This is a genomic window from Variovorax sp. R-27, assembly GCF_049913215.1.
Classification (GTDB): domain Bacteria; phylum Pseudomonadota; class Gammaproteobacteria; order Burkholderiales; family Burkholderiaceae_C; genus Variovorax.
The window spans coordinates 854,469-881,142 of the sequence record NZ_CP183984.1 but is presented as its reverse complement, the minus strand read 5'-3'; the positions used below and the strand labels follow the sequence as shown (position 1 = coordinate 881,142).

The following is a 26,674-nucleotide window of genomic DNA, read 5'->3' as shown; positions in this document are numbered from 1 at the left end:
TCCCTTTGTGCCTTGCGGGTCAGCAACCCCGGCCGCGGCACCGGCCACCACCGCCACGCTGCGGGCGCCTCGTGGGCGGGTTGTCTCAGGCATTGTTGCCATGCGAAAGCTCTCCAATAATCCGGTCCCTCGGCCCGTCCATCACGATGCGGCCGCTGTCGATCACGATGATGCGGTCCACCCAATGAAGCACCGGCATGCGGTGCGTTGCCACCACCAGCGTGCGCGACCCCAGCCAGGCGCCCACCGACTCGATCACCTGGCGTTCGGTGACTTCGTCGAAGTGCGCGGTCGGCTCGTCCAGCAGCAAGACGGAAGGCTGGCGTATCAGCGTGCGCGCGAGCAGCAGCGCCTGCCGCTGGCCGCCCGAGAGTCCGAGTCCGCCTTCGTGGATCAGGTCGTCCAGCCCCTCGGCGCGCGACTGCACGAAGGGCAAGGCGCCCGCCATCGTGATGGCCTCCAGCACCTGCGCATCGGTCGCCAGCGGCATGCCCATGGTGACGTTTTCGCGGACGGTGCCGTAGAAGAGCCGCGCGTTCTGCGTAAGCAGCCCCATGTCGCGGCGCAGGTCGGCCGGGTCGATCAGCGCGAGGTCGAGCGAATCGAGCGCCACGTTGCCGCGCTGCGGTGCCTGCAGGCCGGCCAGCAGCTGCAGCAGCGTGGACTTGCCCGCGCCCATGCGGCCCAGCAGCGCGACCTTTTCGCCGGCCTGGATCTGCAGCTGCGCGCACGAGAATGCCGGGCTCCTGTCGTCCTTGCCGTAGCGAAACTCGACGCCCGTGACGTTGTAGCGACCCTGCAGCGCCGGCACGTGCACCAGCCGCGCGCTCTCGGGCTGGTCGACGGGGCGCTGCATGAGCTGGTCGAGCCCGGCGCGCGCCACCTTGGCCTGCTGCCAGCGCGCGAACACGCCCGACAGCTGCGCCAGCGGCGAGATCATGCGCGACGCGAGAATCGACGAGCCGACCAGCGCGCCGGTCGTCATGTCGCCCCGCATCACGAGGAAGCAGCCCGCGAGCAGCATCACCGCGTAGACGATGGTCTGCACCTCCTGTGTCCAGGTCATGAGCAGGCCCGTGAGAAAGCGCTGGCGCATGCTGACGCCGGCCGCGACGTCGTTGGCATGGTTCCACTGGTTCTGGAAGCGCGGCTCGGCGCGCATGAGCTTGATGTCCTCGATGCCCTCGACGGCCTCGACCAGCAGCGCGTTGCGCAACGCCGATTCGCGCATGCCTTCATTGGCCAGCCGCGCGAGCGGCTTCTGGATCAGCAGCCCCGGAATCACCAGCAGCGGCACCGCCGCCAGCGCCACCAGCGCGAGCGGGCCGGCCACCATCCACAGCACGACCAGGAAGAGAAAGAAGAACGGCAGGTCGGCCACCGCACCGATGGTGGTGGAGGTGAGCAGCTCCCGCACCTGCTCGACCTCGCGCACCTGCGCGATGAAGGAGCCGGTGGACTTGGAGCGCGCGTCGGTGCGCACCCGCAGCGCATGGCCGAAGACGAGGTCGGACACCTTGAGGTCGGCGCGCTTGCCGATCACGTCGGAGATGTGCGTGCGCGACATGCGCAGCAGGAACTCGAAGGCCACGGCGAGCATGACGCCGCCGAACAGTACCCACAGCGTGGGTTCCGACTGCGCGGGCACCACGCGATCGTAGATCTGCATCGAGAAGATCGTCGAGGCCAGCGCCAGCACATTGGCGAAGACCGAGGCCAGCACGATGTCGCCGTAGCGGCGCCAGTCGCGCAGGGCGATGGCCCAGAACCAGTTGGGCTTGTAGGGCTTGACGTAGTCGTCCACACGCGCGTCGGGCACGGCGGTGTTGGGCCGCAGGATGGCGACGCGCTTCGCGCGCCGGCGCAACTCATCGATGGGCAGCGCCGTCTCCAATCCGTGGTCGCCGCCTAGCAGCACGCCCAGGCTGCCCTTGCCGTCGGAAGTGCGCACGACACCGATCTCGCCGTTGTCGAACTCCACCACCAGCGGCAGCCGCCACGGGTCGATCTGCGCGTTGGAGAACGCGTCCAGCCGCAGCGCCAGGCCAAGCTGCCGCGCCATGTGGTCGAGCAACGTGTCGAACGGCGCGCCGCGCTCCCATGCAAGCGAGACGCGCACGCTCTCTTCTGAAGCGCCAATGCCGTAGTGGCGGGCGACGAAGAGCATGGCGTCGAGCCAGCTCGTGTACTGCGGGGGCAGACTCATGGAAGCAGTTCCATTCCTTGGACGGTGGTGTTGTTGAGGCCGTAGTACGTGCGGCCCTGGCCGGTGGCGCCGATGTAACCAATGCGGCTTGCCCAGAGGTCGTGCAGCACGCCCTCTTGCTCAGCTGCGGCCTGGTGGATCTCCTGCTCGGCATTGAGCAGGTCGAGGATGGAACGGGAGCCGAGCTTGTATTGCTCGCGGTAGAGGTCGCGCGCCTCGCCGATGCTTCGGCGCCTATCTGCGAGCACGCCCAGGCGCTCCCGCGCGCCGATGACCTGTTCCCGGAAATTGCGCGCCAGGTCGCCCGCGTTCAGGCGGGCGGTTTCGACGCGCATGCGCGCGGCCTCTTCGGCGGCGACTGCTGCGCGCACCTGGGCGTCGAGCGCGCCGCCCTGGTAGAGCACGCTCGAAAGATTGAGCATGACCGAGTGGTACATGCCGTTGCGTTCCAGCGTGCTGGGGTTCACTCCGCCCATGGCCTTGTTGGCGGAAACGTCGAGGCTGATGGTGGGGTAGCGCTGGGCCCTGGCAACTTCGACCTGGGCCGAGGCCACGCGCCGCTCTGCCTCTGCAGTCAACACATCGGGCATGAGGCTGGCGTCGGGTAGCTGGTCGATGCGCAACTCGCTGGCCAGCCGTTCCGGCAGCGGAGCCACGGCCGGCGGTACCGACTTGCCCAGCAGCGTGCCCAGACGCTCCCTCCACTGCGCGAGCTGTGACTTGACCTGCAGCAGATTGGCACGCGCGCTGTCGACGCGCGACTCGGCCTGGATCGGGTCGGCCTTGGTGCTGATGCCCGCGCCGGCGCGCAGCCGTGCCGTCTCCAGAACCTTCTCGACGGCATTGACCTGCTCCTGCGCGATCGCGACCAGCGACTGGTAGCGGTGCGTCATGACGACGGCCTCGGCCGCCTGCTGCGCGACGGTATCGATCTGCTTGAGGATCGCGGCCTGCTGGCGCCGGACCTGTGCCTCCGACTGGTTGACTGCGCCGTCGACCTTGCCGAAGTCGTAAAGCATCTGGGATACGGAGGCCGTGGCCAGTGTGCCGGCGCCGCGCCCCCGGCCAGCGCCGGATGCACCGTTGTTGGCGCCCCCGCCCATGCCCACGCGCACCGCCGGGTAGTAGCCGGCGCGCGCCACGTCGACGCCGCCCGACTGCTGCGCCAGCGCGGCGATGGCGTCGGAGATGGACGGATGGCGCGCCACCGCCTGGCGCACCGCATCGGTCAGCTCCAGCGGCGTCGTGGTCTCGGGCGCCGAGGGCAGCTCGGGGCCGGGCCGCACGCCCATGTCCCGGGCCAGCGCGCTCGGTGCGAGCCGCCGCGCCACCGTCAATCCGCCGGAGATGATCTGCGCAGCGGCCGGCATGCTGGCGAAGGCCAGCCATGCGGCTGTGGAGGCCGCGCAGAAGGCGGTAGGGCCTGGTTTCACTCGGGTCGCTCCTCTTTGGAAATGCTGTCGGCCGCGCCAAGCTCGCGCAGCCGGTTCATGTAGATGGCCACGCGCTGGCGGCTGGCGGCCGGAAGGCTCGCCAGTTCGGCAGCGGCGGCCTCGGGTGGCACCACGCCCAGCGGCGCGGCCACGAACAGCCAGTTGATGACGTGGAAGATGCCCTGCCATCCGTGGATGGCGTAGTTCTGTACGTCGATGAGCCGCGGCGTGCGCTGCTGGAAGCACTGCCGCAGCTCGGAGTAGCTGGGCGGCAATGGCAGGGCCGCCACGTCGCGCCAGAAGGCTGTGTCGCGCCGCGGGCAGTCGTAGTGCATGCGCAGGAAGTCGCGAATGCCCGACCAGCACCGCGCATTGGCTTCGTTGAAGCCATCAATCAGGTGGCCCGACACCACGCCGTCGCCGGCGGTGACGATGCGCTCGAAGTTGCGCAGCTGCTCCAGCATCTGGCCGATGGAGGTTGCCTCCAGCGGCTCCACGAAACCCGAGGCCAGCCCGATCGCCATGACGTTGCCGACCCACACCTGCTCGAAGTGGCCGGGCTCGAAACGCAGAGTGCGCATCGGCTCGACATCAGGGCCGATGCAGCGATGGATCTCGTCGATGACCTGCGTCTCGTCGGTGTGGGCGCTGCTGAAGACATAGCCGGCGCCGACGCGCTCGACCAACGGGATCTGCCACATCCAGCCGGCCGGCATCGCGATCGCGCGCGTCACCAGCGACGGGTTCTGCTGCGGATGTGGCATGTGAAACGGCACGGCGCGGTCGAGCAGCAGATGCTCGGAAAACGAGCGCCAGCGAATGCCGAGCTTCTTGCCGATGCCCAGACGTGCCAGCCCCGAGGCGTCGATGAGCAGGTCAAGGTCGATGATTTCGCCGTCATCGATGCGCACGCCGCGCGCCATGTCCTGCGCGTCGCACATCAGCTCCTCGACGTGGGCTTGCTGGTGCACCACGCCGCGCGAGACGGCCACGCGGCGCAGGTAGTCCGCCAGCTTGTGGCTGTCGAAATGGAACGACGCCGACAGGCCCGACCTTGCTCCGAGCTGCAGCATCGCCGCCGCCTCCTGCTGCGATGCATTCGACGCGATCGCGGCAAAGCCGGGGATGTAGCGGTGAAGTTCGACGCCCTCGCGCACCATGCCGGAGAACAGCGGACGGAAGCCGCCCTCCATCCAGTCGGTTTCCTGCAGGCCGGGCCGGCCGAAGAGGTGGTAGTAGCGGTCGTCCTCGGCGCCGGTGCGCCAGCCTTCGTAGGAGAAACCCAGCTTGAAGGCCGCGCCAGTTTCGCGCACGAATTCGTTAACGTCGATGCCGTTGCGGCGCAGCGCGTCGATGAGGTTGAGCAGTCCGCCCTCCCCCACGCCGACGATGCCTATTTCGGGTGACTCGATCACCCGGATCTCGACCTGTGGTGCGAACACGCGGCGCAAGGTCAGGGCCGCGAACCAGCCTGCGGTGCCGCCGCCGATGACGACGGCGCGGGTGGCATTGCGAAGATTGAGCATGTGTATGTTTCCCTGGGCCGGACCGGGAAAAAGGGGCACACCGGGTGCGCCCCTTTTCTTTCATCCAGTGATGCGCGTCAGGCCAGGACGAGCTGGTGGTTGGCCAGCAGCGTGGCGAGGTCGGTGGTCACGCCGTTGAGGGTGATCAGCGCCGTTGCCGAATAGGCACTCCCCGATCCGTCACGGTCGATGTTCAACGTCGTATTGCCACCGCTGACCGTCACGCTCAGGTAGTTGCCGATGGCATCCCCCGAATCGATGGTGGCCACGCCATTGATGTAGCGCGCCGCGCCATCCGCGTCGGCGGTGTAGCCCACCAGCAGATCCTTCAGCTCGATGCGGTCTGCATTGGCCGTGGCTTCGAAAGTCCCGACCTCGAACGAACTGACCGCGTCCGCACCGTTGCCGCCCGTGGCATCGGTGGTTGCGAGCAGCTTGTACAGCAGCGTGTCCTTGCCCCCGCCCGTGAGCTTGAAGGTGTCGTTGCCGGCACGCCCCTCGAACACGTTGTCTCCCGCGTTGTCGGTGAAGGTGTCCGCGCCGCTGCCGCCCGCCAGGCCTTCGATGTTCTTGAAGGTCGCCGTGCCGAAGCCGGTGTTCTGCGCGCCGGTGTTGCCCAGGTCGATCGTGAGCGACGCACTGTCGGCGAGCTTGTAGTCGACGATGTCGATACCGCCGGTGTTGCTCCAGGCCCTTACGCCAGACACCGTTACCGCGCCGCCACCGCCTTCGAACTTGTCGTTGCCGCGGGTGGCGAAGAAGGTGTCGTTGTACCCGGTGCCGACGATGCCGTTGCCGATGTTGGCATCGGCAACGTTGCTCCCGGATTCAGTCGTCAGCACAAAGGCGTGGTTCGCCTCGCCGGCCTTCAGTCCGGTCCAGGCGGCATTCACGTTCTCGATCGTGTTGCCGCCCAGGTTGCCCATGCCGCCGACGTCGGCCGCAGCACCGTTGACGATACGCAGAAGCGCCAGCGTGTAGGTTTCCTTCGGGTCGAGCCCGTAGAAATCGACGATCGCCGAGCTGTCGTTGGTCTGGTTGCCGGACTGCGGATTGATCATCTGCGTGGCCACCCGCTTGCCCGACGAGTCGAACAGCTGGACGGTGTTGCCATACAGCGCGTTGATGCCCTGCGCATCGAAGATGCGGAAGTGCAGCGACGTGCCGTCGGCCACCGTGCTGGTGTTGGCGATGAACTTCGTGTTGCCCTTCTGGGTGAACGCCAGCAGATCCCTGTCGCCATCCCAGTCGATATCGGCTGCGATGGCGCCGGTCACGGCGTTGTTTGTCAACGGGTCGCCGGTCCAGTTGCCGATCGTGCTCGACCCGCCAAGCAGATTGACCCTGCCGAACTCGATCTTTCCAGCCGAACTGTTGTTCGTATAGAGATTGATCTGGCCGGTGTTGCCGATGGCCGTCAAGCCGCCGGTGGCGCCGAAGCCCGGCAGTTCGATGGCGTCCATCTTGCCGTCGCCGTTCCAGTCGACTGCGAGCGAGGGGCCGCCCTGCTGCCAGGGAGGGGTGCCGCTCCCGCCCCAGTCGGCGAAGGTAAACATGTTCGTCGGCGTTTTGCCGATCTTGTCGCCATTCCAGTCGTCCATCGCCAGCTTGCCGGTGCCGTCGTTGAACAGGAGGCGGCTCTGATACTGAGAACCGACCGCCGGGCTGTAGCCACGACCCATGAACAAGTCCATGTAGCCGTCGCCGTTGAAGTCGGCCCAGGTCATGGAGATGCCGTTGCCGTAGCTCGGGTCGTCGTCGGCGCGCTGGAACGTCTGCTCGATGATCTGCGTGTTTTCCCAGGTGCCGTCGCCCTTGTTGGTCGCGACGACCAGGCGATACGGATCGGAGCTCTTCGCCGTGGATGCCAGGGCCGGATCAGCGGAAGGCCCGCCGATTTTCGTGAGGCCCGCCGTCGCGTGATAGACGATATCGACCTTGCCGTCGTTGTTCAGATCGACGCCCGACAACTCCATGTCGAAAGTGGCGTTCTGGTAGTTGCTCGAATTCGCAGGGCCGGGAGTGGCTGCCTGGTCATCGGTGTAACCGCTGTCCTTGGTCATGCCGAGGATGCTGCCGTCGACATTCAGCACGACCTGGGAGTCGTACCCTCCTCCGCTCGTGGAGTCGTTGGGCGTCTGGTCGCCATAGGCCAGGTCGATAAAACCATCGCCCGTCTTGTCGAAGGCCATCACGCCGCCGTACCAGCTGAACGTGTTTGCGCTGCCCAGGGTGAGCTTGTCGCCGCCTACGGCGGACGGCCCACCGACCTGCACCGCGGTGTAGCCGCTGCCATTGAAGATGAAAGCCTGCTGACCATCGTCATAGGTGCTGTCTTCAGCAAACAGGTCCATGTGCCCGTCGCGGTTGAAGTCCATGAACGTGGCGTTCTGAACGTAGTTGCGTCCGGCATATCCCGAGTCGTACCCCAAGCTCCCCGCTTCGTTGGTGTTGCTCCACAGATGGGTTTGATTGAAGTTGCCAAGCGAAGCGCTGTCGGTTCCGCTGGCATCCAGCATCGTCTGGTTGGTGTGGATGCGCCACATGCCGTTCTCGCCGAGCGTGTAGGCGGTTGCCTTCTGGTTCGGGTCACTGGCCGCGGAGCCGACCGTCACCGTAGGCGCGGCAGAGACGATCAACTCGCCCTTGGTATCGTCGGAAGCGATCAGCACACCGGAAGCGCTCTTGACAACGGCCTTGACGTCGTAGGTTCCAAGCGCGATCGCCGACGGCACCTGCACATACCAGGTGTTGTGCTGCGAATCGACGACCACTGCGCCATTGGCCGAGCTGTAGGTCTTGCCGTCAATGGTGACCTCGATGAACTCGCCGTTGGTCAGCTTGAAGGGCATCGTACCGGTGACGAGTGGCGTCGTGTCCACGGTCACCTGGCTGTTGACCGTCACGGCATAGTCGACGGTGATCGTGAACGTAGCCCAAGCGCCCCCCCGGTTGCTCACCGCGTCCTCGACGCGGGCGGTGTAGCTGTAGGTCTTGCCATCGGCCAGACCCGCGTCCTCGAAGGTCCATGTCGCGCCGCCGGTCATGGTGGCGTTACCCAGACGGGTGCCGTCGCGATAGACAGCCACAACCTCGCTCGCGCCGAGCGAGCCTGCAAGCGTGCCGTTGAGCACCGGATTGGCGTCGTCAGTCGTGGTGCCGCTGCCGAAACTCCCCTTGGACGAGCCCTGGTCGTCGGTGTAGCTCGTGATCGCTACCGTCTGGGTTGGCGCCTGTTGATTGCCGCCCGAGTTCACGACGACCGTCACTCCCTGCTGGATCCAGATGTCTCCAAGCGTGTTTTCGGCTGGCAGCGTGCTGTTGTGATAGATGCTGTAGCTCACCCCACCAACGTTCGTAGTTCCCGTGTTGCTCCAGCTGTCGGTCCCGCGGAGCAACTCCACCGTGTCGCTGGCATCCCCGGTCACACGCAAGTGGCCTTGGCCCGCGCCATTGCCGGTACCGGTGCTGCTCTGCTGGCTCAGGACATCGGCGATCCGCAACTTCAAAACGTTGCCCGTGTTGCCCGCGCCCCGTCCCAGATCGAAGTTCTCGAAGCCCTTCACCTTCAGGCCCAGTTGCGACAGGTCGAGCGTGACGTTCGAGCTGTCGATGGCCAGGGTGTCGATCCACAGGCCGCCGTCCACGCGGACCACGCCATTGATTTCGTTGATGTGGATGCTGTCGTTCCCCGCGCCGCCATACGCGCTGTCTCCTGCCTGCACACCGGTGATGACGTCGTTGCCGGCGCCGCCGGAGAGTCTGTCTCTGCCAGCCGTCGCCTTGATGACGTCGTCGCCAACAGTCATCAAGTTGGTGAAGTTGAATGCGTCGGCATAGACCACTTCCAGGTAGCCCGCCGCAGGCGTCCAAGGCATGCCCTGGTATGCGGAACCGAGGGCCAGGTCAGCCTGGCCATCACCGTTCAGATCGGACAACGCCACGTTCACACCGAGCATCGATCCGGAGTTTGCATCGCCATTCTGTCTATAGGTGAAGCTCGCGCTATTCGCCAGCTTGGCACCCGAATAGGTTGCTGCGACGCTCATCGTCCCCGAGTAGCCGCCTTGCTGGCCATACACGATATAGACCGCGCCGTTGTTGATGCCTCCAATGTCGGCCAATGGTGCGCCAATGGCGATGTCGTCGATACCGTCGCCGTTGAAGTCGCCCACCGAAGTCCCGTTGCCGAACATCGCATCCGGCGTGCTGTCCGATGCCGTGATGACGAAGCCATCGGCAGACGAGAGGTTGGCGAGGTTGATGTTGGACTTCACGCCACCGGCCTTGCCGTAGACCACGTAGACGCGACCTGGCCCACTTTGCTCTCCCGCATCCGGTCCGAATTGCGGCGAACCGATGATCAGGTCCTCAATGCCGTCTCCATTGACGTCGCCAGAGGAAGTGGGCATGCCGGTGTTCGACAGATACCCGTACGGCTCCGGATCGATGTAGGTGCCGAGGAACTGGCTTGCCTGCTCGCCATAGACGCGGAAGCCATTGGCGATGTTCGTGTAGTCGGTCTGCAGGCTGTAGTCCTGCGGGAAGCCTTTCGCCGTGCCATAGATCACCTGAATGGCCCCGGCATCGCCCAGGTTGGCCACGGGGTTCCTGGCGTTGTACAGGCTGTAAGCAAAGTCCGAGTACCCATCCCCATTGATGTCCCCGATGTTCACCACGTTAACGGGATAACCGTTCGTGTTGTCGTTGTAGATGACAGTGTGGGGTCGCGAGCTTTCCGTGGACGAGCCGCGACTGTCCGAGACATAGCTCGACGGGCTTGAGCCGGTAAAGCCGACGTAGTAGTTGGCCCACGCTGCAGTGCCCGCTGCCCCGGCATGCCCATAGATGATGGCCGTGCCCGAGGAGCCAGTTCCCCGCTGCCAGTCCTGCATGACGATGTCGGCATACCCGTCGCCGTTCACGTCCACGAGCGCGCCGCCCGCACCGAACCAGGTCGATCCCCCCTCGCGCTGCACGATGGCAACACCGTCGCTGTCGCCGCCAGACGAAATGATTGTGCGGACATCCACGTTCACCGGCGTGGAAGTGGCGCTCGCGGAAGACCTCCCGAAGATGACCCAGTCGCTGTTCAGGTTGTCGTCGTAGACGATCACGTCCGAATAACCGTCGCCATTGACGTCGCCATAGCCCTGCACGGCGGTCAGGATGTTGGAGTCGGAAATATCCCCCGACGTATATATCTTCAGCCCGTCGGTTCCAGGCAGGTGTGCAATATCGCTCAGGTCTGGCAGCCCTTGCTTGCTGCCATAGAGAATGTTGACGCTCCATTTGTTCGCGCTGCGTTGGGCGGACGATCCATGAGGTGCCACGACCGCGAAGTCGTTGTAGCCATCTCCGTTGAAATCGCCGATTGCCTGCACGTCGTAGCCGAAGTTGTCATGGCTGGCGCTACCGGAAATCTTGCTTGTGCCGCCACCCACGGTCACCGTTGCCGGTGCCGAAAGGTTGCCGTTGTAGTCTTGCGCCACAGCCGTAACGATCGCGCCGACATTCACCGGCGCGCTTTTCGCGTCGATGCCCCATGTGCCGTCAGCGGTGACCGTGGCCGTGAATGGAAGCACGTAGTCGACCACGCCATCGGCGTTGCTGTCGACGCTGAGTCTCACGGTGATCGGCCTCGTTGCGGTGGGGGAAACCACCGGCATGTCGGCGTCCGAGGTCGTTCCCGAGAAGCTGTTGCCATCGGATTTCTGGATGGTGACCGCAGGCGGCGTTGTGTCGGCAGCCTGCGTTCCCTTGCTCGAAGCATTGCCGGCAAGGTCGTAGGCAACGGCTGAGACGACCGTGTTGGCCGCGATGGGCGTCGACGAAGTCCAGGTCCAGTTGCCGTTGGTATCCGCCGTGACGCTCGCCTCGACAGACCCGTTGTTGCCCACGTCGATCGCGACAAGTGCATAGGCTTCAGTTGTGCCTGCAACCAGGGTGCTGCCGACGCGTTGCAGGTCGAGCCCAGGGCTGGTCCGGTCCACCGTTACCGCGATGTTGTTGGCCGCCGCCGTGCTGTTGCCCGCCGCATCCGTGAGGGTCGCGCGGAAGAGATATTTGCCGTCGGACAGGTTGTTCTGCGCGGCGGTCGTTGCCTTCCAGACCAGACCGCCGTCGGTGGATACCTCATAGCTTGCGGTCGAGGCGTCGGCACCGGTCAACACGAGATCGAAAGTGTTGTCGTTGCTGTTGTGGTCAGACGATTGATTGGCTGCCAATGTGCCCGCCGCGGGGAAGCTGTCCGAGTAGTTGCCCAGGCTCAGTGTTGCAATGGGCGGCGCCACGGTGTCGACGGTGAAGGTCAGCGGTGTCGACTTCGGCCCCTCGTTGCCGGCCGCATCGACGTTGCTCGTCGTCAGGCTGTGTGCGCCGTTGGCCAGCTCCTTGCCAGGCTCGGGCGTAAAGCTCCAATTGCCCCTGCCGTCCGCCGTTGCGGAGCCGATCAGCGTGCCGTTGTCGTAGACCCTGACGATGCCGTTGGGCTCTGCTCCCGCTCCCTTGAGTGCAGGGTGGGTTTCGTTGGTCGTGCTACCCGAGGTGATCGGACCGCTGACCGGATCGATGTTGTCCATGACGCTGTCTACGGAAGGCGCCGTGGAGGGCGCGACCGTGTCGACCGTGAAGGCCAGCGGTGCCGACCTGGGCCCTTCGTTGCCAGCCGCATCGACGTTGCTCGTCGTCAGGCTGTGCATGCCGTTGGCCAGTTCAGAACCCACTGCGGGCGTGAAGCTCCACTTGCCTGCGCCGTCCGCCGTTGCAGAGCCGATCAACGTACCGTTGTCGTAGATCCTGACGGTGCCGTTCGGCTCTGCTCCCGCGCCCTGCAACACAGGGCGGGTTTCGTTGGTCGTGCTGCCCGAGGTGATCGGGCCGGTGACCGGTGCGGTGTTGTCCATGACGCTGTCGATGGAAGGTGCCGCAGACGGTGCAATCGTGTCGACTGCGAAAGTCAGCGGTGTCGACTTCGGACCTTCGTTGCCAGCCGCGTCGACGTTGCTCGTCGTCAGGCTGTGCGCGCCGTTGGCCAGTTCCTTGCCGGCCTCGGGCGTGAAGCTCCACTTGCCCGCGCCGTCGGCAGTTGCAGAGCCGATCAGCGCGCCGTTGTCGTAGACCCTGACGGTGCCGTTGGGCTCTGCCCCTGACCCCTGCAGTGCCGGACGGGTTTCATTGGTCGTGCTGCCCGAAGTGATCGGGCCGATGACCGGTGCCGTGTTGTCCATGACGCTGTCGATGGAAGGCGCTGCCGTAGGCATGCTCTGGTCGACGGTGAGGGTGAAAGCAGCCGAGGTGGCGCCTCGGTTGCCCGCCGCGTCCTCGACGCGGGCGGTGTAGCTATGGCTGGTGCCGTTGGCGAGACCGGCGTCCTGGAAGGTCCAGGTCGCGGCGCCGGTCACGGTGGCAGCGCCAAGGCGAACGCCGTCGCGATAGACCACCACCTCGCCCGCGCCGAGCGTGCCGGCAAACGTACCGTTGAGCTGCGGCGTTGCATCGTTGGTCGTGCTGCCTGACGTGAAGGTGCCTTGCTGCGGGTCCTGGTCGTCGGTGTAGCTCGTGATCGCCACCGTCTGGGTCGGTGCCGTCCGGTCGAGCGTGATCGCGTAAGCCGCACTCGGAGCGCCCTGGTTGCCGCCCGAGTTCACGACGCGGGCGGTGTAGCTATAGGTCGTGCCGTCGGCAAGGCCCGCATCGCTGAAGCTCCAGCTGGTGTTCGTCACAGTGGCTGTGCCGACCACCGTGCCATCGCGCAGCACCTGGACCACGTCGCCTGCGTTCAGGGCGGTCGAGATCGAGCCGCTGAACGTTGGCGTGGTGTCGTTGGTCGCGCCACCGTTGGCCACATTGCCCTGCACCGGATCTGTGTCGTCCTGCACCTGCAGGATCTGCACCGTCTGGGTGACACCCGAGGTGTTGACGGTGAAGCTCAGGCTGTTCGAGGCGGCACCGGCGTTGCCGGCAGCGTCCATTACTCTGGCCTCGTAGGTGTAGGTCGTGCCGCTCGAGAGGCTTGCGTCCTCGAAGGTCCAGGCCGTGCCGGTCACCTTCGCGGTGCCGACGTGCGCGCCGTTGCGGAACACATGCAGCTGCTCGGTGCCATTCAGCGCCGCCGAGAGCGTGCCCTCCAGCGTCGGCGTGTCGTCGTTGGTGCTGCCGTTGGCCGCGATGTCGCCCGAAACCGGGTCGACGTTGTCGATGGCGCGGGTGAGAACCACCCTTTGCGTCGGCGCCGTGGTGTCGATGCGGATGGTGTAGGCGTTGGAGTCGGCACCCGGATTGGCGGCCGCATCCTGGATGCGGGCGGTGTAGACGTAGGTGCCGCCGCTGGCGAGGCCGCTGTCGGCATAGGTCCAGTGCGTCGCATCCGTCATGGTCGCGGTGCCGACCTCCTTGCCGTCACGCAGCACGACGACCTTCTCGCCGGCCTGCAGCGCTGCGGTGATCGAGCCCGTGATCTGCGGCGCCGTGTCGTTGGTGTCGCCGTTGTTGGCCACGGTGCCTTGCTGCGGATCGACATCGTCGATCACTGCCGTGATCGTGGCGGTGGTGGCCGAGCCGGTGGTCTGCAGCGTGATGGCATAGGGCGAAGAGGCCGCACCGGCATTGCCGGCTGCGTTCTCGACCCGGGCGGTGTAGCTGTAGCTCGACGCGTTGACGAGGCCGGTTGCGTCGATGAAGGACCAGCTGGTGCCGAAGACCGATGCGTTGCCGATCCTGGCGCCGTCGCGATAGACCACGACCACTTCGGTGCCGCCGAGGCCAATCGACAGCGTGCCTCGCAACTCGGGCTGCGAGTCGTTGGTGGTGCCGCCGTTGGCGATGTTGCCCTGGCCCGGATCGACGTTGTCGAACACGGTCGAGATCGTTACCACCTGCTTCGGCACCGAGGTGTCGATGTTGATGGCATAGCTGCCCGAGATGGCGCCGCGGTTGCCGCCCGCGTCCTCGACGCGGGCGGTGTAGCTGTAGGTCTGGCCATTGCTCAGGCCTGCATCATTGAAGGTCCAGTTGGTCGCATCGGTCATCGTCGCGGTGCCGACCACTGCGCCATCGCGCAGCACCACCACCGTCTCGCCGGCATTCAGCGCGACCGAGATCGTGCCCGCCACCTGCGGCGTCAGGTCGTTGGTGTGGCCGTTGTTGGCCACCATGCCCCGCTGTGGATCGAGGTCGTCGTTGACCGCAGTCACAACCGTCGATTGCGTTGGCGCAATGGTGTCGACCGTGAAGGTCAGCGGTGTCGACTTCGGCCCCTCGTTGCCAGCCGCGTCGACGTTGCTCGTCGTCAGGCTGTGCGCGCCGTTGGCCAGTTCCTTGCCGGCCTCGGGCGTGAAGCTCCACTTGCCCGAGCCGTCCGCCATTGCGGTGCCGATCAGCGTGCCGTTGTCGTAGACCCTGACCGTGCCGTTCGGTTCTGCACCGGCTCCCTTCAACTCGGGACGGGTGTCGTTGGTCGTACTGCCCGATGTGATCGGACCGGTGACCGGTGCCACGTCGTCCATGGCGCCGTCGATGGAAGGCGCCGCCGTGGGCGCGCTCTGGTCGACTGTGAGCCTGAAGGCGGCCGAAGCACCACCCCGGTTGCCCGCCCCGTCCTCGACGCGGGCGGTGTAGCTGTAGCTGGTGCCGTCGACGAGGCCCGCGTCCTGGAAGGTCCAGGTCGCGGCGCTTGTCATGGTGGCGACGCCCAGACGGACGCCGTCGCGATAGACCGCCACCACTTCGCCCACAACGAGCGTGCCGGCGAGCGTGCCGCCGAGCTGCGGCGACGTGTCGTTGGTCGTGCTGCCAGATGCGAAGGTGCCCTGCTGCGGGTCTTCGTTGTCCGTGTAGCCCGTGATCGCTACCGATTGGAGCGGCAAGCCGGTGTGCACGGTCAGTGTGAAGTCGGCCGAGGCTGTGCCCTTGTTGCCTGCCGCATCAGCGATCACCGCCGTGTAGTTGTGGGTGCTGCCATTGGCCAGTGCCGGCGTAGCGAAGATCCACGTGGCGCCGGTCACTGTGGCCGTGCCCAACAGTGCAGTGCCTTCGTAGATCTGCACGACGTCGCCGGCCTTCAGGCCCGAGACCGTGCCCTTGAGCACCGGCGTGGTGTCGTTCGTGCTGGTGCCGCTGCCGTATTCGCCGGTGTTGGGTGCAACGTCGTCGGTGTAGGCGGTGATGGCCACGGCGTTGTCCGTGGTTGGCGCGCTGCTGTCGATGACAACGACTTGAGAGGTCGCCTGCGTCGCGTTGCCTGCCGCGTCCACCACGCGTGCCAGGAAGGTATGGCTGCCATCGGGCAGCGAGACGCCCGTGTTGTCGTACTGGTAGGTGCTGCCGCTGACCAGCGTGGCGTTGTTCCAGGTCTTGCCGTTGTCCAGCGAGACCTGCACCGTGGCACCCGCCTCCATTGCCGCGTCGATCGTGACCGTTGCCACGAGAGTGCGGTCGCTGGTGACGAAGTCGCTGCTGCTCGTGCCGGTGTCGGTGCTGATCGCGCCGAGCGTGGCCTTGATCGCGGGCGCCGTGGTGTCCACGTTGATCACGAAGTCGCCCGAGGGCTTGCTCTCGTTGCCCACCGGGTCGATGGCCGTAGCGGTGAGCCTGTGCGCCCCCTCCGCCAGCGGTGTGGTCGGCGTGAAGCTCCAGCTGCCGTCGGCCTTCACCGTCGTGCTGCCGATGGCGCCGCCGTTGTCGTAGACCTGAATGACGTCGCCCGGTGTCGCACCGCTGCCGGTGAGCGTGGGCGTGGTGTCGTCGCTGGCGCCGCCGCTTGCGAGCGGGCCCTGCACCGAGCCGACGTCGTCCGAAGCTCCGCCGATGGCCGGCACGTTCGGCGCACTCGTGTCGATGGTCAGCGCGAGGCTGGCTGCGCCGTTCTTGCCTGCGGCGTTCACCGCGGTGGCCGTGTAGTTGTGAGCCCCCTCGCCCTGCACTGGCAGCGCGAGGCTCCAGTTGCCGTTGGCATCCGCCGTGGTGGAGCCGAGAACGGCCGCACCTTCCTTGACGGTCACGACGGCACCCGCCGTGGCCGAGCCCGCGAGCGTGGGCGTGGTGTCGTCGGTGGATGCGCCGGCGGCGAGATTGCCTTGCTTGCTGCCCTTGTCGTCCAGCGCCTGGGCGATGCTGACGACGACATCCGTGGTGTCGACCTTGAAGTCCAGCGGAGCGCTGGCGACGCTGGTGTTGCCCGCGGTGTCGGTGAGCGTGTGCGTGATGCTGTGCGCGCCCTGGCCCAGTGGCGTGCTGGGCGTGAAGCTCCAGCTGCCATCGGCCTTGACAGTGGCACTGCCGAGGAGAGTGGCACCGTCGTACACCCTGGCGGTGTCGCCGGCCTGGGCGCCACTGCCGCCGAAGGTTGGCGAGGCGTCGTCGGTGGTGCCGCCGGCCACGATCGGACCGGTGACAGCGCCCTGGTCGTCCGTGGCCCCGACCACGCCCGGAGTCGCCGGTGCCGTGGTGTCGAGCACGATCGGGTAGGCGCCCGTGGCCGGGCTGGTCTGGCCCGCGCCATCGACTGCAACGGCGCTCAGGTTCTTGACACCGTCGCCGCTCAATGGGCTGGTGGTCATGCTCCACGTGCCGTTGACGGCCACGCTGGCCGATCCGACGGGCACGCCGTCGGCGCGCACGATCACGATCGTGCCGGCCGTGCCGGTGCCGTTCAGCGTGAGGGTGTTGTCGTCGGTGCTGGCGTTAGGGGCAACGCTGCCGCTCACGCCACCCTTGTCATCGTTCACACCGGTGATGGCCGGTGCCGCGGGCGCATCGCCCAGCAGGGTGAAGGTCGAGGCGGGCGTCACGGAGCTGACGTTGCCCGCCGCATCCACCGCCTGCGCGGTGAGGCTGTGCGGGCCCGTGGCCAGGGGCAGCGCGGGCTCGAAGCGCCAGCTGCCATCGGCATTCACTGCCGTGCTGCCGATCAGCTTGCCGTTGTCGTAGACGTTGATGCTCGACACCTGCGCGGCGTCTGCCTTTCCGGTGTACACCGGCTTGCTGTCGTCGGTCTGCGCGCCAGTGGCGATGGGGCCTGTCACGGCACCCACGTCGTCCAGCACCTGGATCAGGGACGGGTCCAGCGCCGCGGGCGCCGTGGTGTCCACGTTGAGCGTGAAGGCGCCCGAACGCGGGCTCTCGTTGCCGGCCGGATCGGTCAGCGTGTAGCTGAGCTGATGCGTGCCCTCGCCGAGCGGGTTGGTCGGCGTCAGCGTGCCGGTGGCCGGGTCGTAAGTCGCGGCAACCTTGGTGCCATCGACATACAGCGATGGTGTCGAGCCAGCCGCAACCGTGCCGATGTTGATGCCGGGCGTGGTGTCGTCGGAGGTCGCGGCGACGCTCGCCGGATTCCTGATCGCGCCGGCATCGTCGACATAGCTCGTCGCGGCGGCCGGAGCAGCCGGAGCGGTCGTGTCGACGGTGATGGCGAGTGCCGGTGACGGCTTGCCCTCGTTGCCGGCCGCATCGGTCAGCGTGTAGCCGATCTGATGTGCGCCCTCGCCCAGGGGGTTGGTTGGCGTCAGCGTGCCGGCAGCTGGGTCATAGGTCGCTGCAACCTTGGTGCCGTCGACATACAGCGACGGCGTCAAGCCGGCCGCAACCGTGCCGATGTTGATGCCCGGCGTGGTGTCATCAGTGGTCGAAGCGGTGCTTGCCGGGTTCTGGATCGCACCGACGTTGTCGGCATAGCCTGCCGCAGTGGCTGGCGTGGCCGGAGCGCTGGTATTGACGGCGACGGCGAGCGTCGGGGCCTGCTTGCTCTCGTTGCCCGCGGCATCGGTCAGCGTGTAGCCGAGCTGGTGCGCGCCCTCGGTCAGCGGCGTGTTCGGCGTCAGTGTGCCGGCGACCGGGTCATAGGTTGCGGCGACCTTGGTGCCGTCGACATACAAAGACGGCGTCAAGCCGGCCGGCACCGCACCGATGTTGATGCCGGGCGTGGCGTCATCGGTGGTCGAAGCGGTGCTTGCCGGGTTCTGGACCGCGCCGATATTGTCGGCATAGCCTGTTGCTGCGGCCGGGGTGGCCGGGGCGGTGGTGTCCACGTTGACCACGTAGTCACCCGAGGGCTTGCTCTCGTTGCCCACCGGGTCGACGGCCGTGGTGGTGAGCCTGTGCGCGCCCTCGGCCAGCGGCGTGGTCGGCGTGAAGCTCCAGCTGCCGTCGGCCTTGACCGCCGTGCTGCCGATGGGGCTGCCGTTGTCGTAGACCTTGATGACGTCGCCCGGCGTCGCGCCGATGCCGGCAAGCGTGGGCGTGGTGTCGTCGGTAGCACTTCCGCTCGCAAGCGGGCCTTGCACCGAGCCGACGTCGTCTCCGGCCTTGCCGATGGCCGGCACGCTCGGCGCCGTCATGTCGATGGTCAGCGAGAGGGTGGCCTCGCCCTTCGTGCCGGCGGCGTTCACCGCGGTGGCCGTGTAGTTGTGCGCGCCCTCGCCCTGCTCCGGCAGCGTGAGGCGCCAGTTGCCACTGGCATCCGCCGTGGTGGAGCCCAGAACGGTCGTGCCTTCCTTGACGGTCACGATGGCTCCTGCAGTGGCCGTGCCCACGAGCGTGGGCGTGGTGTCGTCAGTGAGCGCACCAGGGGCGAGGTTGCCCCGAATGCTGCCGTGGTCGTCCACCGCGTGGCCGACGCTGACGACGACACCCGAGGTGTCGACCGTGAAGGCCAGAGGTGCACTGGCGGCGCTGGTGTTGCCCGCGGCGTCGGTGAGCGTGTGCGTGATGCTGTGCGCGCCCTGGCCCAGTGGCTTCTCGGGCGTGAGGCTCCAACTGCCGCCGGCCTTGACCGTGGTGCTGCCGATGAGGGTGGCGCCGTCGTACACCTTGACGATGTCGCCGACATTGGCGCCGCTGCCACTGAAGGCGGGCGAGGCATCGTCGGTGGTGCCGCCGGTCGTGATCGCGCCGATGACAGCGCCCTGGTCGTCCGTGACCACGACCACAGCCGGTGTGAGTGGCGCCGTGGTGTCGAGCACGATCGGGTAGTCGCCCGTGGCCGGGCTTGCCTGGCCCGCACCATCCACCGCGATGGCTTTGAGGTTCTTGACGCCGTCGCCGCTCAGAGGGCTGGTGGTCACGCTCCAGGTGCCGTTGGCGGCCACGCTGGTCGAGCCCACGGCCACGCCGTCGGCATACACAGTCACGATTGTTCCGACAGTGCCGGTCCCGCTGATGGTGGGCGTGTTGTCGTCGGTGCTGGCGTTCGGGCCAATGCTGCCGCTCACGCTGCCCTTGTCATCGCTCACACCGGTGATGGCAGGTGCCGCGGGCGCATCACCCAGCAGGGTGAAGGTCGATGCCGGGGTGACAGCGCTGACGTTGCCTGCCGCGTCCACGGCCTGCGCGGTGAGGCTGTGTGCGCCAGTGGCCAGGGGCAGCGCGGGCGTGAATCGCCAGCTGCCGTCGGCATTGACGGCCGTGCTGCCAATCAGCTTGCCGTTGTCGTAGACATTGACGCTGGCCACTTGCGTGGGGTCGGCCTTGCCGGCGTAAGTCGGCTTGCTGTCGTCGGTCTGCGCACCGGCGGCGATGGGCCCCGTTACGGCGCCTACGTCGTCCAGCACCTGGATCAGGGACGGATCCAGCGCTGCGGGCGGCGCTGTGTCCACGGTGACGGCGAGTGCCGGTGACTGCTTGCTCTCGTTGCCTGCGGCATCGGTCAGCGTGTAGCTGATCTGATGCGCGCCCTCGCCAAGCGGGTCGGTCGGCGTCAGCGTGCCCGTGGCTGGGTCATAGGTCGCGGCGACCTTGGCGCCATCGACATAGAGCGACGGTGTCGATCCGGGTGCAACCGTGCCGACGTTGATGCCGGGCGTGGTGTCGTCGGTGGTCGCGGCTGTGCTTGCCGGGCTCTGGACCGCGCCGAAATTGTCTGCATAGCCCGTCGCGGCAGCCGGCGCGGCCGGGGCGGTCGTGTCGACGGTGACGGCAAGTGCCGGTGACGGCTTGCTCTCATTGCCGGCCGCATCGGTCAACGTGTAGCCGATCTGGTGCGCGCCCTCGGCGAGCGGGGATGTCGGCGTCAGGGTGCCCGTGAGGGGGTCGTAAGTCGCGGCGACCTTGCTGCCGTCGACGTAGAGCGATGGCGTCAAGCCGGCCGCAACGGTGCCGATGTTGATGCCGGGCGTGGTGTCGTCGGTGGTCGCGGCGACGCTTGCGCTATTCCGAACCGGACCGGCATCGTCGGCGTAGCCCGTCGCGGCGGCTGGAGTGGCTGGCGCGGTCGTGTCGACAGCAACGGCGAGTGCCGGCGACTGCCTGCTCTCGTTGCCGGCCGGATCGGTCAGCGTGTAGCTGAGCTGGTGCGTGCCCTCGCCGAGCGGATTGGCCGGTGTCAGCGTGCCGGTGAGCGGGTCATAGGTTGCGGCGACCTTGGTGCCGTCGATATACAGCGATGGCGTCAAGCCGGCCGCAAGCGTGCCGATGTTGATGCTGGGCGTGGTGTCGTCGGTGGTCTTTTCGGCGCTCGCCGGGTTCTTGACTGCACCGGAGTCGTCGGCATAGCTGGTCGCAGCTGCTGGAGCGGCCGGCGCGGTCGTGTCGACGTTGATCACGAAGTCGCCCGATGGCCTGCTTTCGTTGCCCACCGGGTCGATGGATGTGGCGGTAAGCCGATGCGCCCCCTCGGTCAGCGGCGTGGTCGGCGTGAAGCTCCAGCTGCCGTCGGCCTTGACTGCCGTGCTGCCGATGGGGCTGCCGTTGTCGTAGACCCTGATGACGTCGCCCGGCGTCGCACCACTGCCGGTGAGGGTGGGCGTTGTGTCGTCGCTGGCTGCGCCGTTGGCGAGCGGCCCCTGCACCGAGCCGACGTCGTCCGCTACCCCAGCGACAGCCGGCACATTCGGCGCACTGGTGTCGATGGTCAGCGCGAAGCTGGCTTCGCCGTTCTTGCCCGCGGCATTCACCGCGGTGGCCGTGTAGTTGTGAGCCCCTTCGCCCTGCACCGGCAGCGCGAGGCGCCAGTTGCCGCTGGCATCGGTCGTGGTGGAGCCAAGAACGGTCGTGCCTTCCTTGACGGTCACGATGGCGCCGGCCGTGGCCTTGCCCTCGAGCGTCGGCGTGGTGTCGTCAGTGCGTGCACCGGGAGCGAGATTGCCCCGCACGCTGCCCTGGTCGTCCGCGGCATGGGCGATGCTGACGACGACGTCCGTGGTGTCGACTTTGAAGTCCAGCGGCGCGCTGGCGACGCTGGTGTTGCCAGCGGCATCGGTGACCGTGTGCGTGATGCTGTGCGCGCCCTCGCCCAACGGCTTGCTGGGCGTGACGCTCCATGCGCCATCGGTCGCCGCCGTGGTGCTGCCGATGAGGGTGGCGCCGTCGTACACCTTGACGGTGTCGCCGGCCTTCACTCCGTTGCCGCCGAAGGTTGGCGAGGCGTCGTCGGTGATGCCGCCGGCTGTGATCGGGCCGGTGACTGCGCCTTGGTCGTCCGCAGCCACAACGATGGCCGGAGTGGCCGGTGCCGTGGTGTCGAGCACGATCGGATAGAGCCCCGTGGCCAGGCTGGCCTGGCCCGCACCGTCGACCGCGACGGCGCTCAGGTTCTTGACGCCGTCGCCGCTCAAAGGACTGGTGGTCACGCTCCAGGTGCCGTTGGCGGCCACGCTCGCCGAGCCCACGGCCACGCCGTCGGCGTATACGGTCACGACTGTGCCGACCGTGCCGGTGCCGCTCAGCGTGGGCGTGGTGTCGTCGGTACTTGCGTCCTTGGCAATGTTGCCGCTCACGCTGCCCCTGTCGTCGCTTACGCCGGTGATTGCCGGAGGCGTGGGCCGATCGCCCAGCAAGGTGAAGGTCGATGCGGGCGTGATGGCGCTGACGTTGCCCGCTGCATCCACACCCTGCGCGGTGAGGCTGTGTGCTCCTTCGGCCAGTGGCAGATCGGGTGTGAAGCGCCAGCTGCCGTCGGCGTTCACCGCCGTGCTGCCGATCAGCTTGCCGTTGTCGTAGACATTGATGCTCGACGCCTGCGCCGGGTCGGCCTTGCCGGTGTACTCCGGCTTGCTGTCGTCGGTCTGTGCGCCGGCGGCCAGCGGGCCCTTCACGGCGCCCACGTTGTCCAGCACTTCGATCCTGGAGGGGTCCAGCGCCGGAGGCGGCGTGGTGTCGACGCCGACCCTGAAGGCACCGGAACGCGGGCTCTCGTTGCCGGCCTGATCTGTCAGGGTGTAGCTGAGCTGGTGTTCGCCCTCGGCGAGCGGGGAGCTCGGCGTCAGCGTGCCGGTGGCCGGGTCGTAGGCTGCCGCGACCTTGGTGCCGTCGACGTAAAGCGACGGGGTCAGGCCGGCCGCAACGGCGCCGATGTTGATGCCGGGCGTGGCGTCATCGGTGGTCGCGGCAACGCTTGCCGGGTTCTTGACCGCACCGGCATCGTCGGCATAGCTCGCCGCATTGGGCGGAGCAACCGGAGGCGTTCGGTCAACGGTGATCGAGAAACTGCCCGAATGCACGCTCTCATTACCCACCGGGTCGAGGGCCGTGGCGGTGAACCGATGCACGCCCTCCTTCAGCGGCGTATTCGCCATGGTGAAGGCGAAGCTCCAACTTCCGTCGTCCTTGACCGTCGTGGTGCCGATGGCGATGCCGTTGTCGTAGACCCTGATCTTGTCGCCTGGCGTCGCACCGCTTCCGGCGAACGTGGGCGTGGTGTCATCGGTGAAGCCGCCGTTGGCGAGCGGGCCCAGCACCGAGCCGGCGTCGTCCATGACCTCGGCGATGGACGGCACGGCCGGCGGGGTCGCATCGATGGTCAACGCAAGGGTAGCCTTGCTGTTGGTGCCGGCGGCGTTCACCGCGGTGGCCGTGTACTGGTGCGCTCCCTCGCGCTGCACCGGTAGCGCGAGGCGCCAGTTGCCGCTGGCATCCGCCGTGGTGGAGCCGAGAACGTTCGCGCCCTCCGTGACAGTCACGACGGCGCCTGCCGTGGTCTTGCCCTCGAGCGTTGGACTGGTTTCGTCGGTGAATCCGTCGGGGAACGTCTTTGACTGGCGCCCGGACGCCAGCTTGAGGTTGACGGGCACGCTCGTGGTGTCGACCTTGAAATCCAGCGGCGCACCGGCGACGCTGGTATTGCCCGCGGCATCGGTGGCCGTCTGCGTGATGCGGTGCGCGCCCTCGCCCAGCGGCGTGCCGGGCCTGACGCTCCAGCTGCCGCCGGCATCGACCGTCGTGCTGCCAATGACGCTGCCGTTGTCGAAGACCTTGATGACGTCGCCCGGCGTTGCGCCGCTCCCGTCAAACGCGGGCATGGTGTCGTCGGTGGTGCTGCCGTTGGCGAGCGCCCCCCGCACCGGGCCGGCGTTGTCCGTGACCGCAGCGATGACCGCGGCCGGAGGGGTCGTGTCGAGCACAGCACTGTCGGCCACCGCCGACGTGGAGACATTGCCGGCAAGGTCACGGCTGGTCGCGCTGACGCGGATCGCCCTGCCTTCGGCCGGGTTGGCGAACGAGACATTGACGAAACCGTTGGCGACATCCGCCGCGGTCAGCGTGACGCTGGGCGTGGCCGTGCCGTCGGTAAGGCTGATGACATCGCCCACGGCGGCGCCGGACACGAGCGTGACCTTCACGGTCACGTCGGCGCCCTTCTCGCTGGCGTTGATGAAGCCGTCGTTGTTGGCGTCGTTGACGATCGCGACGCTGATGACCGGCGCAGTCCTGTCGACCGTGGCCGTGGCTTCGGGGCCGGTGTTGCCAGCCGCGTCGGCGGCGGCAGCGCGCAGCACGGTGCCCTCCGGCAAGGTGGCCGCCGGCGCGATGCTGTACTTGCCGTTGAGCGCAACAGTCGTGCCGACGACGTTGCCTGCGCCGTCCTTGATCGTGACCACGGAGTTGGCCTCGGCGGTGCCCGTGATCGCGCTCCCGTTGGTCGGGTTGATGGTGGGCGCGGCCGGAGGCTTGCTGTCCACCGTCGCCGTGGCCTCGGGGCTGGGGTTGCCAGCCGCGTCGGTGGCAACGACGTGCAGCACGGTGCCGTCCGGCAGAGTGCTCGCCGGCGTGACGCTGTACGTGCCGTTGGGCCCGGCGGTGGCGCTGCCGATGAGGTTGCCTGCGCCGTCCTTGATCGTGACCAGGGAGCCGGCTTCAGCCGCGCCAGTGATCAGGCGGCCACTGGTCGGGTTGATCGTCGGCATATCGACCGCCGCGCTGTCGACCTTGGTCGTGGCTTCGGGGCTGGTGTTGCCCGCCGCATCGGTAGCGACAACGTGGAGCACCGTGCCGTCCGCCGGGACGGTTGCCGGCGTGACCCGGTACGTGCCGTTGGCCGCGGCGGTGGCGCTGCCGACGATGTTGCCCAGGCCGTCCTTGATCGTGACGACCGAGCCGGCTTCGGCCGTGCCCGTGATCGGGTCGCCGTCGGTCGGGTTGACCTTGGGCGCACTCGGGGGCGTTCTGTCTACTGTTGCCCTGGTTTCGGGACTGGTGTTGCCAGCCGCATCGGTGGCGGCAACGTGGAGCACCGCGCCATCCACCGGGGGGGTCGCGGGCGTGATGCCGTACGTGCCGTTGGCAGCGACGGTGGCGCTGCCGATGACCTTGCCCGAGTCGTCCTTGATCGTGACGACAGCGCCGGCTTCGGCAGTGCCCGCGATCCGGCTCCCGTTCGTCGGGTCGACCTTCGGTGCAGCGGGCGGCGCGCTGTCGACCGTGGCCGTGGCGGGCTGGCTGGCGTTGCCCGCTGCGTCCGTTGCCACGACGTTGATCGCCGTGCCGTCGACCGGAGGCTTCGCCGGGATGATGGTGTAGGTGCCGCTGGGCCCGGCAGTCGTGCTGCCGATGACGTTGCCCAGGCCGTCCTTGATCGTGACGACTGAGCCAGCTTCGGCCGTGCCCGTGATCGGGTTGCCGTTCGTCGGGCTGACGGTCGGCGCAGCGGGCGGCATGCTGTCGACCTTGGTCGTGGCGGGCAGGCTGGCATTGCCGGCCGCGTCCGTCGCCACGACGTTGATCACCGTGCCATCGGCCGGAGGCTTCGCCGGGGTGAAACTGTAGGCGCCATTGACTGCGGCGGTCGTGCTGCCGATGAGGTTGCCCAGGCCGTCCTTGATCGTGACGACCGAGCCGGCCTCGGCCGTACCTGTGATGGGGCTGCCATCGGTCGGGTCGACGGTCGGCACGGCGGGTCGCGCGCTGTCGACCGCGGTCCTGGCTTCCGTACTGACGTTGCCGGCGGCATCGGTGGCGACAACATGCAGTTGCGTGCCGTTTGCCGGAGGCGTTGCGGGCGTGACGCTGTACGTGCCGTTGGCAGTGACGGTGGCGCTACCAACGAGCGTGCCCGAGTCATCCCTGATCGTGACCAGGGAGCCGGCTTCGGCCGTGCCGGTGATCGGGCTGCCGGCGGTCGGGTTGACGGTCGGCGCATCGGGCGCCTTGCTGTCGACCGTGGCCGTGGCGGGCAGGCTCGCGTTGCCGGCCGGGTCTGTTGCGACGACGCTGATCACCGTGCCGTGGGGCGGCGGCGTGGTGGGGGTGACGGCATACGTGCCGTTGGGCGCAGCGGTTGCACTGCCGATGACCTTGCCCGCGCTGTCCTTGATCGTGACCATGGAGCCGGCTTCGGCCGTGCCCGTGACCGGGCTGCCGTCGGTCGGGTTGACAGTGGGCCTTGCCGGAGCCGCGCTGTCGACGGTGGTCGTGGCCGGCTGGCTGACATTGCCGACCGCGTCCGCGGCCACGACGTTGATCACCGTGCCGTGGATCGGCGGCGTGGCCGGCGTGATGCTGTAGGCGCCGTTCTGTGCCGCGGTCGCCTGGCCGATGACGGTGCCGTTTGCGTCGATGACCGTGACCACCGAGCCGGGCTCCGCAGCGCCGGTGATCGGACTGCCGTCGGTAGGGTCGACTGTGGGCATCTGGGGCGGCGTGCTGTCGACGGTCGTCCGGGCGTCGGGGCTGACATTGCCGGCCCGATCCACGGCGACGACACGAAGCTCCATGCCGTGCGGCGGCGGCGTGGTGGGGTGGACGACATAGCTGCCGTCGGGCGCGACGGTCGCGCTGCCGATCTCCTTGCCCGCACTGTCGGTGACCTTGACGATCACACCCGGCTCTGCGGTGCCGGTGATCGAACTGGCATTGGCCGGGTTGACGGTGGGCCTGGCCGGGGGCGTGGTGTCGCCCGATGCTGCGAGTGGGAGAACCGGCAGTTGCTGACCACCGCCACCACCGGCAGCGCCCGCGACGGCCAGCCCGCCTCCGACCAGCCAGGGCAGCACGCCGAAGTTGAAGTCCTGGTGCAACAGCAAGGGTTCGATGGAATCGATGCCCGTGTAGCCGACCACCAGGTCACCCTGCCCTTCACCGAATCCGGCCAGCCACAGGCCATCCTTGTCGTCGCTCAGCACCAGGTCGTTCTTGTTGCCGTCGAACGACGCGAAGAACTCGCGAATGGTGATGACCTCGCCGGAAACGGCGGTAATGACCAGATCGTTGCCGACACGGCGCATTCCCTTGATCTGTTCTTTGGACAGGCCGATGCGGACAACCGATGCCTCTTTCAGAAGAATCTCGTTCATCGAGACCTG

4 protein-coding genes are annotated in these 26,674 nt (G+C 67.3%); all 4 read right to left on the bottom strand.

Features of this window, described 5'->3' with window-relative positions; genetic code table 11:
- Positions 1-85 precede the first annotated feature (85 nt).
- On the bottom strand, positions 86-2,206 hold the full coding sequence (locus ACN9MV_RS03900) for a type I secretion system permease/ATPase (protein ID WP_426391356.1): 2,121 nt from the start codon (positions 2,204-2,206) through the stop codon (positions 86-88).
- Positions 2,203-3,639, bottom strand: a complete 1,437-nt coding sequence (locus tag ACN9MV_RS03895) for a TolC family outer membrane protein (RefSeq protein WP_426391355.1) — start codon at positions 3,637-3,639, stop codon at positions 2,203-2,205. The genes ACN9MV_RS03900 and ACN9MV_RS03895 overlap by 4 nt, the downstream gene beginning before the upstream one ends.
- A complete protein-coding gene (locus ACN9MV_RS03890) occupies positions 3,636-5,165 on the bottom strand; it encodes a tryptophan halogenase family protein (RefSeq protein WP_426391354.1) in 1,530 nt (509 codons plus the stop codon). Before ACN9MV_RS03890 ends, ACN9MV_RS03895 begins: the two co-directional genes overlap by 4 nt.
- Positions 5,166-5,242: 77 nt before the next feature.
- On the bottom strand, positions 5,243-26,665 hold the full coding sequence (locus tag ACN9MV_RS03885; protein WP_426391353.1) for an Ig-like domain-containing protein: 21,423 nt from the start codon (positions 26,663-26,665) through the stop codon (positions 5,243-5,245).
- Positions 26,666-26,674: the final 9 nt, after the last annotated feature.